This is a genomic window from Nonlabens sp. (assembly GCF_039941875.1).
GTDB lineage: Bacteria > Bacteroidota > Bacteroidia > Flavobacteriales > Flavobacteriaceae > Nonlabens.
In genome coordinates, this window is sequence record NZ_JBDVDQ010000016.1 from 68945 (window position 1) to 84368 (window position 15424).

The window sequence follows — 15424 nt, forward strand, 5'->3', positions numbered from 1 at the left end:
GGCTTTTTAAAACCTATAATTGAAACCAAGACTAAAGGTACTCATCTCTCCTTCTTTGGTGAATCTATTAAAATTAGTCGCACGCTGTCTAGCAAAAAGATCTTGTTGATACCTTAAATCCATGGTCCAGCTTTTACTCATTTTATATCTTAGCCCTAATTGAACATATGGATTTAAAATCACCTGACCACGAGAATCTCTATTTACGAGACTGTCTGCATTTGTATTAAAGTAAACACCAGCGCCCGCATAAAAACTCCAGCGTTTACTGAATTTAAATTCTGACTGAAAATTAACATACGGCTGAATAGCTACTGGAGTATTTACACCAGCTTCGGCTCTTAGACTCCATACCTTATTTATTTTATAATCGGCATAAAGACCTACTCCTAGACCTATCCATGCATCGTCTGTTTTATCTGAACCTGCATTATATTGAACTTGTCTTATACCACTTAAGGCCTGAAATGTGAGTCCGAAATCCCATCGAGAAGAGTTCTCTGGCAGTTGAAATAATTGATTTGACGACTCTTCATTTTCTTGTGCTTGTACAGAAGGGATACCTAAAAGCACGATGATGGCACTTAAAATCAACTTGGTTTTCATGGTGTAGTTTTTTGTAGTTAAACACAAATAAACTCCAACTATCACAATATCAAACGCTTGTTAACTATCGTTACTACTTCTTAACTTTAGGTTTTTCTTTATAAAAAACAAATGTCACCTCTTCACCTACTTGTAAATTTGAGGCTAGATCAATGATCTCGCCATTTTTTTTCATTAATTGAATCTTTGCCGTATTAGGAGGTTTTACCCCTAGATTAACTGCTTTAAGTGAAATGGTGTTAACAGGATCGATTAAAGAAAGTTCCATTTCTTTCTTTTTGGAAACTGGACTGTACGCATCAAGAATTTTATTACCATTAATAGTAAGATCTATTTGATCTCCATCTACCTCTCCGTCATCCCAAATAATTAATTTAAGATATTCATCTTTCCATAGAATGCTTAATTTCTCGCCGCCTTTTAAAGAGTTTTTTGCATAACGGTTAAACATTTTATCCATGTTTACCTTTTGTTTTACACTATCCGGTATACGCCCCATACGATTCACTTTCTTCTGAAATTTTTCAGTTCTCTTTTGAATTTTTTCAGCAGCTGTTAAAACTAACTCACCATCAAGACAGCTGGTCAGGTCGTCATAATAACTTTTAAATGTTCCATCTATCTTAGACTTTCCATTTAATTTTCTCATATCTCCAGTAAAATAAACATTACAGAAATCTTGTTCTATGATATCAGATTTTGTGTAGACTATTTCTACCTCTCTAAATTCTAATTTATTTTCTACATCATCATACTTTCCTATGATTACAGACTTAGTCTCATGCTCACCATTTAAATCGGTATAAGAATACCCATTGATTTTACCATCTACTTCTTTGAAATCTAATCTAAAAGTCATTAAAGAACTATCTGGCAATTTTAATAAGCCTAAGTACTCGTATGTCTGACCATTAACAGTACCTAAGCTGAATAAAACAATTAAGAGTAAGACTAATGATTTCATATTTTAATATATATTTGAGGTAAATATAACTAACTAAATAACTTTTTATGAAAACAAAATTAACTCTAGCTCTTATGAGCATCTTTATGATGGTAAGCAGTTTTGCATTTGCATCATTTCCAGTAGAGAGACAAGTTACAACACAAGTGGTAACACTTGAAAACGGTACTACTGTAGAAGAATCTACGGCTACTCTTACTTCCCCAGCGGCAGTTGCCTGGTCTGAGGATCAAACAGTAGCGATTCTATTATGGTTCTTCTTAGGAGGATTTGCAGGTCACCGTTGGTTCTTAAAGAGTCCATGGTACTGGAACGTATTATTTATCTTAACCTTCGGTTTCTTTGTAGTAGGATGGGTAATTGACGGTATAGAAATTATCACAGGTAGTTATCCTGGACTATAATTTTATAGTATAAAAATAAAATGCCTGCTAGATGTATTCTAGCAGGCATTTTTTATTTACAAAAAACTCTTCACAGCAAGTTCATAGCCTTTAAGACCAAAACCACTTATTACACCAGCTGCGTGTTTTGAAATATAAGATACGTGTCTAAACTGTTCTCGATCCATTACGTTAGAGATATGCACTTCTATAACCGGCGTTGTAATACCACTTACGGCATCACCTATACCTATAGACGTATGCGTATAAGCACCAGCATTTAAAATAACTGCATTAAATTCTTCTTCCTGTGCTTTATGAAGTCTGTCGATTATCTCGCCCTCTATATTAGATTGAAAATACCCCAATTCTACCTCTTTAAAATTGAATTGCAATTCTGTAAAGTAATCTTCAAAAGTCTGTGAACCGTAAATTTCAGGTTCGCGTTTGCCTAGTAAGTTTAAATTAGGACCGTTAAGAATAAGTATTTTCATAGGTATAAAGATATTGGTAATTCCGCTTTCGCGAAAGCGAGACACAAAAAAAGCCGAATCGTTATGATTCGGCTTTTCTTCATTATTTTAAAATCGACTTAGAAATGCAGTGCAAATCCTACGTTAAGCTGAAATTGATTATCATAAAAATCATCATTTAATGAATAGTTATAACGCACTCCAGGCTCAATACTAACAGTATCGCTCACAAACCATGCATAACCAGCTCCTAAACCTAAGTAAGAAGGATTCTCATCTAGATCTTCTACAGATGCTCCTGTATAGTCTAAAGTTACCGGTATCATGCTTTTTACATAATACTTTGCCCCTATTCTATAAGAAACTACAGATCTGTCAAAGTCTTCACTTCCACCACCATAACCTAAACCTGCTTTTATCGCTAGGTCATCCTTGATAAAGTAACCACCGTCTAGACCTACATTATAAGTAGACTCTCCATCGATAGAAGAAAAATAAATTCCTGTAGATCCTAAAACAGCGTTACCTGTGTTAGCTTCTACTAACCATTTCCCTTCACTAGTAGGTCCACCGTTAGAATCGTCTTGAGCGTTAGAAACTCCCATGGCAAATACTGCCGCTACTGCTGTTAAAATTAATTTTTTCATAGTTGTTGTTATTAGTTTGGGGCAAATTTATTGTGCTATTAAACTCATCTGTACTAAAGAAATCTTAACGGTTCTTAACAAATGTTAAATAAAAAAACTACTCAACTATATATCAAACTTTTATTTATAGATAAAAAGCACAAAAAAGCCGAATCGTTGAGATTCGGCTTTTAATGAATTAAGATGTTTTTCTTAGAATTTATACCCTAAAGAAACAGCTAATACTGAATTTGTGATGTCATCACCAAAAGTATCACCGTTATCTTTATATACATTATTAAGACCTATCATGTAACGCACATTTGCCGATAATCCTTCTAACGAAGTACCTTCTTTAAATTTATACGCAACACCACCACCAGCACTTAGGTCTATAGTTTCTGCATTTAAATCTTCGTCTACATTAACGCCATCTATCTCATATTTATCGCTTACTAAAAAGCCTATTTGAGGACCTGCTTCTACAGAAAAACCAGATTCTCCAATGTAGAATTTTGCTAAAACAGGGACATTAATGTAATCTAATTTTAATTTTTGCTCTACTCCACCCTCGTCAGATTGCAATCCTTGTTGAGAATAAAGAGCCTCTACTTGTAAAGCAAATGTTTCATTGAACATATACTCTCCAATTACACCTACATTAATTCCAGTTCTACCATCCAGGTCTTCTACTGCATCACCTTGAAGCTTTGCAAAATTCACACCTACTTTTGCACCAAAATCAATTTCTTGAGCATTTGAAACTCCCATTGCAAATACTACTGCTACTGCACTTAAAAATAATTTTTTCATAATTGTTTTTATTAGTTCGGTGCAAAATTAGAGGAGATTTAATCCACTGATTATTAATAAAATCACAAGCCATCTTAAAGTTTGTTAAAGGTATTTCCTACATTTTAATAGTCAGGAATTTAGCAGTTTTCCTTACAAATTAATTAACATTGTTTCTTTAACAATCTATTCACGTCTAATAATTTTTACCTTTACCATTATGAACTGGAAGCAGGCTATAAAAGACTTTTCTACATACTTAAAGCTAGAAAGAGGCCTGTCAGTTAACACCCTAAAAGCATACAGTAGAGATTTAAATAAACTAGCACACTGGCTAGAAACTAACGATGTAAAAGAATTACCTGCTGCCATTACAGTAGATACGTTACGTACCTATATTTATGAGTTGGCAAAAACAGTTCAACCACGATCGCAAGCCAGATCTATCAGTAGTTTAAAAGCATTTTTTGAATTTTTAACTCTAGAACGCTATAGAGAAGACCAGCCCATGACCTTGATAGAGGCTCCTAAAACCGGTCGCAAACTTCCAGATACTCTTAGCACGAGTGAAATAGACCTATTGATAAACAGCATCGATCGCTCTACTCTAGAAGGTGAGCGCAATCGCGCCATGTTAGAAACTCTTTATGCTTGTGGCCTGCGTGTTAGTGAATTGATTACTCTTAAAATAAGTGATCTATTTTTTAATGAAGGTTTTTTAAAAGTTACTGGTAAAGGAGATAAGCAAAGATTTGTCCCCATAGGAGAATACACCATAAAGATTATTGAGCTATACAAAAATGAAGTGCGCATTCATGTACCGGTAAAACCAGACCATACGGACACACTTTTTTTAAATAGACGTGGCGCCGGACTGACTAGAGCGATGATTTTTCAAGTCATTAAACAACAAGCTATTATGGCTGGGATTAAAAAATCTATAAGCCCACACACCTTCAGGCACAGTTTTGCAACTCACTTATTGGAAAATGGCGCTGACTTGCGCTCTATACAAATGATGTTGGGTCATGAGAGCATTACCACTACCGAGATCTATATGCATGTAGACCGTGCTCATTTATCTAAAGTGATTAATGAGCACCACCCTAGAGCCTAATTCAACTTACTTTTTTAGTTTAGATCTTCATTAACATCTCGCGTTAATGACTCTTAAGATGTACTAAAGTTTTTATAAAGTAAGGGAGATTTTTTGGAGTACGCTTTCGCGAAAGCTAACTTTATAAAAAAATCGATACAATGAAAACTCTAAAGTTTAAAAACGGCGACGAAATGGCCGCAATAGGATTAGGAACTTGGAAATCAAAACCAGGCGAGGTTAAAAAGGCGGTAATAACTGCTCTTGAGTCTGGATATAAACATATAGACTGTGCTGCCGTTTATGGAAATGAAAAAGAAATAGGAGAAGCTTTTAACGAGGTGTTTTCTAAAGGAGACATAAAAAGAGAAGATATATGGATCACATCAAAATTGTGGAATAATTCACACCTAAAAAGTGATGTAGCACCTGCCCTAGATAAAACTCTTAATGATTTACAACTGGATTATCTAGATTTATATTTAATACATTGGCCCGTTGCTTTTAAACCAGAAGTACAAGCGGCCGAAAAGCCAGATGATTATCTTACACCACAAGAGGCGCCTGTGCATGAAACATGGAATGCGATGGTAGATTTAAAGAAAAATGGTAAAGTGAAGCATATAGGAGTTTCTAACTTTTCTACTACCAAACTAGATGATCTTCTTGCAAAAACTGATGAAGCACCTGAGATGAATCAGGTAGAATTACACCCTTTATTACAACAAAATGAACTATTTGAATATTGTTCTAATAAAGGTATTCATTTAACAGGATATTCTCCACTAGGAAGTGGTGACCGCAGTGACGCGATGAAACAAGATAATGAGCCTAACATGCTGGAAAATGAAACCATCACTTCTATCGCTAGTAAACACAACGCTAGTCCTGGACAGGTGTTAATTAACTGGAGTGCAAACAGAGGTACTGCAGTTATTCCTAAATCTACTAATGAAGGACGTATAAAAGAGAATCTAGCCGCTGCAACCGTTAACTTTGATAAAGAAGATTTAAAAAACCTTGCTGATATGGATAAGCATTACCGTTATGTAACTGGTAAATTCTTTGAAGTTGCAGAGAAAGGTTATCCTAATATTTATGACGAATAGGTATTAGGTATTAGGTATTAAAAGAAATGAAATCCATTATTCAAACAAGTTGAATAATGGATTTTAATTTATAAATAATTTAAAGAGTGTGAACTAACACCGCAAAAAAACCCTTTCCTTTTTTAAGAAAAGTTGATTAAAGCTTAGTCGAAATCTGATAGATAAGAGAAGCCTGTACCATGTTAGAATTTAATCCACACATATAAAAAACCTCGATAAAATAAATTACCGAGGTTTGAAATAAAACTTAGAGTTTTTACTTAGCTATATTCACGGCTCTAGTTTCTCTTATTACCGTTACTTTAACCTGACCTGGATAAGTCATGTCTGTTTGTATTTTTTGTGAAATCTCAAATGATAATTGTGCAGCACGATCGTCATTTATTTTTTCGCTCTCTACCATAACTCTTAATTCACGACCAGCCTGAATAGCATAAGCTTTTTCCACACCTTTAAAACCAAAGGCTATATCTTCAAGATCTTTTAATCTTTGGATATAAGAATCTAGTACTTGTCTTCTCGCTCCTGGACGTGCACCACTTATCGCATCACATACTTGTATGATAGGAGAAAGCAAAGATGTCATTTCTATCTCGTCATGGTGAGCTCCTATCGCATTACATACCTCAGCTTTTTCACCATGCTTTTCAGCCAGTTTCATACCTAGTATTGCGTGAGGTGTCTCATCTTCAGTTTCTGGCACCTTACCTATATCGTGTAAAAGTCCAGCTCTTTTTGCAAGTTTTGCATTAAGGCCCAGCTCTGCAGCCATTGTACCACAAAGTTTTGCTACTTCTCTACTGTGTTGTAATAAGTTTTGTCCATAAGAAGAACGGTATTTCATACGACCTACCATTTTAATCAATTCTGGATGTAAACCATGAATACCTAAATCGATTACTGTTCTCTTACCTACCTCGGCGATTTCTTGATCGATTTGTTTTCTAGTTTTAGAAACCACTTCTTCGATACGTGCTGGGTGTATACGACCGTCCGTCACTAATTTATGTAATGATAAACGAGCAACCTCTCTACGTACCGAGTCAAAACAAGAAAGAATAATTGCATCTGGAGTATCATCTACTATAATCTCCACACCAGTAGCAGCTTCTATAGCTCTAATATTACGACCTTCACGTCCTATAATACGACCTTTAACATCGTCACTTTCTAGGTTAAATACACTTACACAGTTTTCTACTGCTTCTTCTGTACCTATACGTTGTATGGTGTTAATAATTACTTTTCTAGCTTCTTGTTGTGCAGTAAGCTTTGCCTCTTCTATAGTAGTTTGTACTATACTCATGGCTTCACTCTTTGCTTTATCTTTTAAAGACTCTACAAGTTGTTTCTTTGCGTCCTCACCAGACATACCGCTAATTACTTCAAGTTGTTTTACTTGAGAAGCGTGCATTTTATCAACCTCTTCCATGCGCTTGTACACAGACTCGCGTTTTCCTTCTACATCTTTAAGTTTACTATCTAAAGACTGATTTAATTTTTTACTCTTTGCAAGTTCATTAGAAACGTTAGACTCTTTGTCTTTTGTACGTTTCTCTGCATCTTTCATTTTTTGTTCTCTAGCCATGATTTCTTTCTCATGCTTAGATTTAAGTTCCATGAACTTTTCCTTACCTCTAAATAGCTTTTCACTAGATATTTTTTCTCCTTTAGCCTCGGCATCTTTGAGAATAGACTCTGCGTCTTTTTTTGCAGTTGCGATAAGACTCGATGCCTTACCTTTTTCAACTATTGATTTTGCTACAAAAAAGCCTATTGCTAGACCTATGATAAGTGCCACGATGGCATATATGATTGTTTCCATTGGTTATTGTGTATAAAAAAACCTGCACGAGTTAGGGTTTTGTATGAACTCCTTAAATAAAGTTTAAGGTTAACTGGCTGATCAAGGATCCGACTCATACGTTCGGCTTGCTTTTACAACCACGACTCACCTTTTTTAAAGAATATCTTGTTGAGTTCACCAAAAAATGAAACAAGTGCAGGTAGTAACTGTTTATGTTTAAAGAACGACTATGATAGCTGCTTATCCAGTAACAAGTTAAGAACGTTCAATTGTTCTTTGGCCTGTTCTACATCTGCACTATCATCTATAACTAATTGCTCGGACTTTGCTGCAAACTGAAGGGCACACATCGCGAGAAGATCTTGCTTATCTCTCACGGCATAGCTTTGCTCCAGTTGTTTAATCATGGCTTCAATACTTTTTGCTGCTTTACGCAAACCTTCTTCACGAGAAGGATCTATAGTTAGTGGATAAACCCTATCTGCTATCGATATTTTTATTTTAAGTTTATCTGCCACTGTTAAGTCAATTGGGTAATACATTGATCGATCTCTCTAATCAACGCATTTATTTTGAGCTTTGTTTTTGTTTTATAATCATCACTACCTAGCATCGCATTGGCCGTTTTAAGTGCCACATTTCTGTCTTCACTCTCTTTAAACGCCGTAATAAGCGCATTATTTTCTTTTTCAAGTTCAAAAATGCGTTGATCCTTATCACCCATTTGAGCCTTCAATCTAGTATTCTCTGATATTAAAGACTTGATCTTTAGCTCTATTTCAGAAATTTGAGAAGACAATGTAGGCATACGGACAATTTTAATGCTGTTATTACAAATCTAAGTTTCCATTTAGACAAATCAAATATTTATGGAACAAAGTTTGAAAAGCTTTGCATTAATAACATTTCTCATTATATATTTAACTCATGATTAGACTTTTTATCTGTTTCCTGACATTATTTTTATTTTCATCTCGCTATTGCGAAAGCCAAACCATCAAAAATCTCCCTCAAGATTACTTTGTTAATCCGCTGGATATAGACCTTAAACTTAGTGGTACTTTTGGTGAACTAAGATCCAACCACTTTCATAGTGGTCTAGACATTAAAACAAATCAGCGTACAGGTGCAAATGTGCATGCTGCAGCATCTGGTTATGTAAGCCGTATAAAAATAGAACGCTACGGTTATGGAAAAGCGATTTATATCACACATCCTAATGGTTACACCACAGTTTATGCCCATCTTAAAAAGTTTGCTCCGCGCATAGAAGCCTATTTAAAGAAAAAGCAATACCAGAAAGAAAGTTATACTATACAATTATACCCAACAGATTTAGAATTAAGAGTAGATCAAAATGAAATCATTGCTTACAGCGGTAATTCTGGTGGTAGTGGTGGACCACATTTACATTTTGAAATAAGAGACAGCGCAGCAAGACCTATTAATCCAATGATGATGGGAATCGAGATCCCAGACACAAAAAGACCTCTTGTTAAACAAATAAAGGCTTATCCATTAAATGAGAGTTCTACTATTAATGGAAAGAATGAAGCAAAACTTCTAAGACTTATACCTCTTAAAGGCGGTAAATTTAAAGTAGAACCTTTCAGTGCTTATGGAGAGATAGGAATAGGTGTAAATACTAGCGACCAGCAAAGTGCTGCAAATAATCAAAACGGAACTTTTCACATCGCAACTTACTTTAATGGAAGTAAGAATTTTGAGATGACCTTTGACCGTTACGCATTTAGCGAGTCCAGACACATTAATCAAATGATAGATTACGAGCATTTTAAAAACACTAAAAGCCGCATCTCTAGACTTTACATTCCTAATGAAAGTCCGTTAAGTTTATACGAACATCACATTAATAAAGGTGTTTTGCAATTATATGACACTGGGACTACTCATTCTTACAGTATTCAAATAGAAGACTATAAAAAAAATAGCGTAGAGATAAACATGGATATTAAAAATGAAGCTGCTCTAGATTCCATACCATATGTAGATAATGATCAATTAACTTTCGTTGATCACAACAGCACTTATAACCAAAGTTACGGTCCTTACTCTTTAATGATTCCTAAAGGAGCTCTTTATCAAAGCGTATTTCTAGACATATCACAAAGTGCAGATACACTTCAGGTACATAAAGATATCGTCCCATTACATAAGAACATGATCATAAGTTATGACATGAGTTCAAAGGAAAAAGACAACCTTAAACAATATTATATAAGTAGAGTAACGAGTTGGGGTGCTGTGTATCACGTTAACACGAGGAGAAAAGGTAATATTCTAAGCGCAGCCACTAGAACCATGGGTACCTATGCTATAAGTAAAGACGACACCGCTCCTACTATTAAACCTATAAACTTTAAAAACAAGCAGTGGATTACTAAAAATAAGACCTTAAGACTAAAAATAGCAGACAGAGATACTGGCGTAGATGGATATAGAGCAACTGTAAACGGTAAATTCATTTTAATGGAATACGATTATAAAACTGGAGTTATCACACACGATTTCTCAGATGGAGTCGTTACTGATTCAGAAAACGAACTGAAGGTTATTGTTACTGATAATGTAGGAAATAGCACTACATTTGAAGCCACATTTTACCGTAAAAGCTAAACAAACGATTTGAAGAACTTCTTACTATCAATAGCATTAATCGCTACCAGTTTTATATACGCTCAAAACGCAGTCATTCAAGGAGTTATTCTTGATGATAAAAACCAACCTATTGCCGAAGCTAATATTAATGTTATAGGTACTACCATAGGTACAGCCAGTGATAGAACAGGTTTTTACAGATTAGTGGTTCCTGCAAATCAAAAAATAACGATTGTTTTTTCCTCTATTTCTTTTAAACCGGCTAGGCAAGAATTTGAACTGGACGCAAAAGCTACTTTTGAGTTCAATCCTGTTTTAAACACAGCTATAGAACAGATAGGTACTGTTACTATCAACAACACTAGAACTAAAGAATTTGCTGGTATTACAAATGTAGATCCTACTGTTGTGCGAGCAATACCTGGTGTACAACCTGGTGTAGAAAATTTATTAAAATCACTACCTGGAGTATCTTCTAACAATGAACTGAGCACCCAATATGCCGTGCGTGGTGGTAATTATGATGAAAACCTAGTTTACATTAATGAAATAGAGGTCTACCGACCTTTTTTAGTACGCAGCGGACAGCAAGAAGGACTGAGTATTGTAAACGCAGATCTTGTGCGCAGTGTGGACTTTAGTGCCGGTGGTTTTCAGTCTAAATATGGAGATAAATTAAGTTCTGTACTGGACATTAATTACCGTCGCCCGACTGAATTCGGCGCAGGAATAGACGCGAGCTTTTTAGGTGTTAATGCTTATGTAGAAGGTACCGCTTTCGCGAAAGCGGCAACAGGAATACTAGGAGTAAGATATAGAAACAACAGTTTATTTGTGAATAGCCGCGAGACAGAGGCTATTACAAAACCTGTTTTTGTAGATGCACAAACCTATTTAACCTACCAGGTTAGTCCTAAATTTGAATTAAGCTTCTTAGGAAATATAGCAATCAACAGTTATGAGTTTGAACCACTGACTTCTCAGACTAACTTTGGAACCGTAGACGATGCACAATCATTAATCATCAATTATGACGGAAAAGAAGACGATCAATACGAGACTTATTTTGGTGCATTAAAAGCCAGTTATGATGTAAATAAACTTCTAAACTTACGTTTTATAACTAGCGTTTACCATACACAAGAACAAGAGCATTACGATATTTTAGGACGCTATCGCATAGGTAGACCTAATACTAACATAGGTAGTGATGACCTAGGAGAAGTTGATTTTACTCGCGCTATAGGTAGCGAGCTAGATCATGGTCGTAATGATCTAGATGCATTAATCGTAAGTGTTGAACATAAAGGGACCTTAGAATTTGATAACGGTAAAAAGGAAAATGATCAACTGGATTGGGGTTTAAAATTTAATCGAGAAGACATAAGAGATCGTTTAAGAGAATATACTGTTATAGACAGTGCTGGTTTTAACATCAGACCGCCTTCAGTGGCTGCAAACGACGAACCCTATTTCGCATATACTGCACCTTTAGATTCTTTTGAATCTGCCAGTGCAGATAACGATGTGCAAATAACAAGATTACAATCATTTGCTCAATACAGCAGCCGTGGTTATGTAGGTGATCATGAACTTTACTGGAATGCAGGTGTGCGATCGCACACCTGGAATGTAAGTGGCGCAGGAATTCAAAGCACGACACAAACGGTTATCTCACCACGTGGACAGGTAGCGATGAAACCAGCCTGGGACGACACAAATATGCTTTTCAGATTCTCAACCGGTATTTACTACCAACCACCTTTTTATAGAGAACTACGCGATCAACAAGGTGTTGTTAATCCAGATGTAAAAGCACAAAAATCGGTTCACTTTGTTTTAGGAAATGACTGGAGTTTTAACTGGACTGCTCCTAACGGAGACAAAAGACCTTTTAAATTAACAAGTGAAGCTTACTACAAAGACCTATCTGATGTGAATACCTACACGCTAGAAAACGTAAGAATACGTTACAGAGCAAATAATGATGCAGAGGCTTATGCTTATGGACTAGATGTGCGACTAGCAGGTGAATTTGTAAAAGGAACTGAAAGCTGGATATCACTCGGCTATTTAAAAACAGAAGAAAACCTAGACGGTCGTGGCTACATTGCTAGACCTACAGATCAACGACTTAAGGTCGCATTTCTATTTCAAGATTACGTACCTAACATCCCTAATTTAAAAGCATACATTAATATGGTGTACAGCTCTGGATTACCTGGTGGATCACCTAGCTATGCAGATCCATATGATTTTCAATTCCGTTTAAAGGACTATTTTAGAGCAGATCTAGGTGTACAATTTGTACTGGTAGATGACAAGAAAAAACCAAAAGCCGGCAGCTGGTTAGAAGATTTTGATGAATTTTCTATAGGTGCTCAAATTTTCAACATCTTTGATTATGAAAATAACATTTCTAATCTTTGGGTGCGCGATGTAGCTAGTAGTGCTCAATATGCAGTACCTGTTAGATTAACACCACGTGTTTTTAATTTAAGGTTAATTGCAAAGTTGTAGGAAAGAGGAAAGAGGAAATTTATGTTTTTATAGCAAAAAAAAAGCGGACTTAAGTCCGCTTTTTTGTTGTTAACCAATAAGGAAATATAATTAATTTCTTCTCGGTTCTTTAATGTAATCTTATGAATGCTTAAAATCTAACCTAAGCCTCAATACCTTCCATATACTCTTTTAATATCCCTACTACATAATCCAGTTCTTCTTTTGTATTATAAATAGAAAAGCTGAAACGTAAACTCGGTTTATTTAAATCTTCTTCTGTAAGAACACTAGTTAAAACGTGAGATCCTTTTTGAGAACCACTCTGGCAAGCGCTTCCTTTAGAACAAGCGATACCTTTTAAATCCATCGTAAATAAAAGCATTGCAGCTTTATCTGCAGGACATGGTAAACACACGTTTAATAAAGTATATGTGCTCTCTTTATGATCACCACAGTTACCGTTAAACTTAACACCAAGAACATGCTTTTCTAACTGTTCCTGAAAGTAATTCTTAAGGTCTAAAACATAAGCACGGTCTTCTTCTAGGTTATCATAAGCCATTTTTAAAGCCAAATCCATACCTACTATATTGTGCACACTTTCTGTACCTGCTCTTATACCACGTTCTTGAGAACCACCTAAAATAAGGGGTTTTAAACCTGTTCCTTTTCTTATAAAAGCAAATCCAGTTCCTTTAGGACCATGAAACTTATGAGCAGACACTGCTGTAAAATCAACAGGTAATTTACTTAAATCCATTTCATAATGACCTATAGACTGTACACAATCGCTATGAAACAACGCATTGTGCTTTTTACACAACTCTCCTACTCTATCTATATCTAACTTATTCCCTATCTCATTATTAATGTGCATTAATGAAACTAGCGTTTTCTTATCGCTAGATGCTAGCAATTGTTCTAGATCTATATAATTAGGTGTACCGCAATCTTTAAGTTTTACATGAGCTACCTCTGTACCATATTTTTCTTTACAATAATCTACTATATAAAGAACCGCATGATGCTCAATAGTAGTAGTTATAATACGTTCTACACCTAGATCACGCACACAACTATGAATAGCTAGATTATCTGCCTCTGTACCTCCAGAAGTAAAAATAATCTCTGCAGCAGTAACATTTAATTGAGCAGCAATATTCTTACGAGCATTTTCAATAAGGGACTTTGCACTACGTCCAAAACTATGGGTAGAACTAGGGTTTCCATGAACTTCTGTCATCACCTCGGTCATTCTTTGAACAACCTCCGGTCTCATTTGTGTCGTTGCCGCACTATCTAAATAAACTTCTCTCATAGCACAAAAGTAATTTTATTTACAATAAAATTTGCACTTTAGCGCTTTAATATGATTGATTACTTTTGTAAAATGAAAAAACTGCTATACCTTATAATTCCTATAGTTTTACTAGGCTGTGATGATGGAGATATCATTACTAACGACTTTGATTTTGAAGATGCGAGCGTAGAGGCTTGTGAACCAACAATCTCTTCTGGTAGTATAAATAATTTTGTTTTTTATAAAAATGAAGACACAAATTTTGAAAGCCTCGTTTTACAAATTTTAACTAGTGATGATATTCTAAATACAAATGCTACTTACGGTCCTTATGACATATCAAATACTAGTACAACCACATTTGAATACCGTAAATTCGATGCTGCGCCAGGTAATGATTATTACTGCAACAGCATACCTCCTAGTTCACCTACAGTAACTGAGGTCTTTAACGCCATAGGTGGAGAAGTAACTATAGAAACATCTACACGTAGTGATGACGATGATGATGGTATTCTAGCCGAAGATGAAGAAATCGTTTTTGATCTTAATGGAGATATTGATTTTATTGCTAGTCGAGATACCGATGAGGACGGCATACCAGACTTCATGGATATAGATGATGACGGTGATAACGTACCTACCAGCCTTGAAGGTGTCGCTTTTAATAGTGACGGGACTATAGACATAGCAAATAGTCGAGACACCGATGGTGATGGCAAATTAGACTATAAAGACGCAGACGACGATGGCGATGGAGTCGATACAAAAGACGAAAGTATAGATGGTAATCTAGACCCAACAGATGATTTTGCCATAGGTGCCACAGTACCTAATTACTTAGTATTCTCTAGCACTCCGGCAGTGGCTAACCCATTGATAGAAGAATACATCCCACATACCATAGAACGCATCACACAATTGCACATCACAATAGCAGGTCTAACCTTAACTAACGGTAACGTAGAAATCATTGAAGATGATTATGATTTTGGCAATTATATAAAAGATGCTATTATATTAACTTGTACGCCAGCATTTCCGACAGCTTCACTACCTGTTAATGCTTGTGAATTTGAGTAATGATTTAAAAATATAATCAGATCTATTTTAGAGTACTGAATTCTTATTTCCTTTAATTAAATTT

General features: G+C 35.5%; 15 protein-coding genes and 1 other RNA gene. 6 read left to right on the forward strand and 10 right to left on the reverse strand.

Annotation, left to right across the window (positions count from 1 at the left end; all coding sequences use genetic code 11):
• Positions 1 to 6: 6 nt before the first annotated feature.
• The gene (locus ABJF08_RS10205) at positions 7 to 606 is read right to left on the reverse strand and encodes an outer membrane beta-barrel protein (protein WP_348116062.1); all 600 of its coding nucleotides are present in this window, start codon (positions 604 to 606) and stop codon (positions 7 to 9) included.
• Positions 607 to 679: 73 nt separating this feature from the next.
• Positions 680 to 1570, reverse strand: coding sequence for a hypothetical protein (locus ABJF08_RS10210; RefSeq protein WP_348116063.1), 891 nt, complete (start codon positions 1568 to 1570; stop codon positions 680 to 682).
• 47 nt (positions 1571 to 1617) lie between these two features.
• On the opposite strand from ABJF08_RS10210, the gene ABJF08_RS10215 reads away from it, so the two are divergent.
• Positions 1618 to 1974 carry a TM2 domain-containing protein gene (locus ABJF08_RS10215; protein ID WP_348116064.1) on the forward strand — a complete coding sequence of 119 codons (357 nt, stop codon included), beginning with the start codon at positions 1618 to 1620 and terminating at the stop codon, positions 1972 to 1974.
• Between the two features lie 56 nt (positions 1975 to 2030).
• Here ABJF08_RS10215 and aroQ read toward each other — a convergent pair whose 3' ends face one another.
• The 3 genes from aroQ to ABJF08_RS10230 form a co-directional block, all read right to left on the reverse strand.
• Positions 2031 to 2447, reverse strand: a complete 417-nt coding sequence (gene aroQ, locus ABJF08_RS10220; protein ID WP_348116065.1) for a type II 3-dehydroquinate dehydratase — start codon at positions 2445 to 2447, stop codon at positions 2031 to 2033.
• Positions 2448 to 2545: 98 nt separating this feature from the next.
• Positions 2546 to 3073, reverse strand: coding sequence for a hypothetical protein (locus ABJF08_RS10225; RefSeq protein WP_348116067.1), 528 nt, complete (start codon positions 3071 to 3073; stop codon positions 2546 to 2548).
• A gap of 192 nt (positions 3074 to 3265) precedes the next feature.
• Positions 3266 to 3865, reverse strand: a complete 600-nt coding sequence (locus tag ABJF08_RS10230) for a porin family protein (RefSeq protein ID WP_348116068.1) — start codon at positions 3863 to 3865, stop codon at positions 3266 to 3268.
• Positions 3866 to 4064: 199 nt separating this feature from the next.
• Between ABJF08_RS10230 and xerD the strand changes: the two genes are divergently transcribed.
• Positions 4065 to 4961, forward strand: a complete 897-nt coding sequence (xerD, locus tag ABJF08_RS10235) for a site-specific tyrosine recombinase XerD (RefSeq protein ID WP_348116070.1) — start codon at positions 4065 to 4067, stop codon at positions 4959 to 4961.
• A 140-nt stretch (positions 4962 to 5101) separates the two neighbouring features.
• Positions 5102 to 6049: an aldo/keto reductase gene (locus ABJF08_RS10240; RefSeq protein WP_348116071.1), complete on the forward strand. Its 948-nt coding sequence runs from the start codon at positions 5102 to 5104 to the stop codon at positions 6047 to 6049.
• Positions 6050 to 6305: 256 nt separating this feature from the next.
• Here ABJF08_RS10240 and rny read toward each other — a convergent pair whose 3' ends face one another.
• The 4 genes from rny to ABJF08_RS10260 form a co-directional block, all read right to left on the reverse strand.
• On the reverse strand, positions 6306 to 7874 hold the full coding sequence (gene rny / locus ABJF08_RS10245; RefSeq protein ID WP_348116073.1) for a ribonuclease Y: 1569 nt from the start codon (positions 7872 to 7874) through the stop codon (positions 6306 to 6308).
• Between the two features lie 45 nt (positions 7875 to 7919).
• Positions 7920 to 8030: non-coding RNA, 6S RNA (gene ssrS / locus ABJF08_RS10250), on the reverse strand.
• Between the two features lie 53 nt (positions 8031 to 8083).
• Positions 8084 to 8374 carry a cell division protein ZapA gene (locus ABJF08_RS10255; RefSeq protein ID WP_170034627.1) on the reverse strand — a complete coding sequence of 97 codons (291 nt, stop codon included), beginning with the start codon at positions 8372 to 8374 and terminating at the stop codon, positions 8084 to 8086.
• A 2-nt stretch (positions 8375 to 8376) separates the two neighbouring features.
• Positions 8377 to 8664: a hypothetical protein gene (locus tag ABJF08_RS10260; protein ID WP_348116075.1), complete on the reverse strand. Its 288-nt coding sequence runs from the start codon at positions 8662 to 8664 to the stop codon at positions 8377 to 8379.
• Positions 8665 to 8783: 119 nt separating this feature from the next.
• On the opposite strand from ABJF08_RS10260, the gene ABJF08_RS10265 reads away from it, so the two are divergent.
• Both ABJF08_RS10265 and ABJF08_RS10270 read left to right on the forward strand, forming a co-directional pair.
• A complete protein-coding gene (locus ABJF08_RS10265) occupies positions 8784 to 10493 on the forward strand; it encodes a M23 family metallopeptidase (protein ID WP_348116076.1) in 1710 nt (569 codons plus the stop codon).
• A 9-nt stretch (positions 10494 to 10502) separates the two neighbouring features.
• A complete protein-coding gene (locus tag ABJF08_RS10270) occupies positions 10503 to 12995 on the forward strand; it encodes a TonB-dependent receptor (RefSeq protein ID WP_348116077.1) in 2493 nt (830 codons plus the stop codon).
• A 142-nt stretch (positions 12996 to 13137) separates the two neighbouring features.
• Here ABJF08_RS10270 and ABJF08_RS10275 read toward each other — a convergent pair whose 3' ends face one another.
• A complete protein-coding gene (locus ABJF08_RS10275; RefSeq protein WP_348116078.1) occupies positions 13138 to 14295 on the reverse strand; it encodes a cysteine desulfurase family protein in 1158 nt (385 codons plus the stop codon).
• Between the two features lie 72 nt (positions 14296 to 14367).
• Between ABJF08_RS10275 and ABJF08_RS10280 the strand changes: the two genes are divergently transcribed.
• Entirely contained in the window at positions 14368 to 15360 is a 993-nt protein-coding gene (locus tag ABJF08_RS10280; protein WP_348116079.1) for a hypothetical protein, read from the forward strand.
• Positions 15361 to 15424 lie beyond the last annotated feature (64 nt).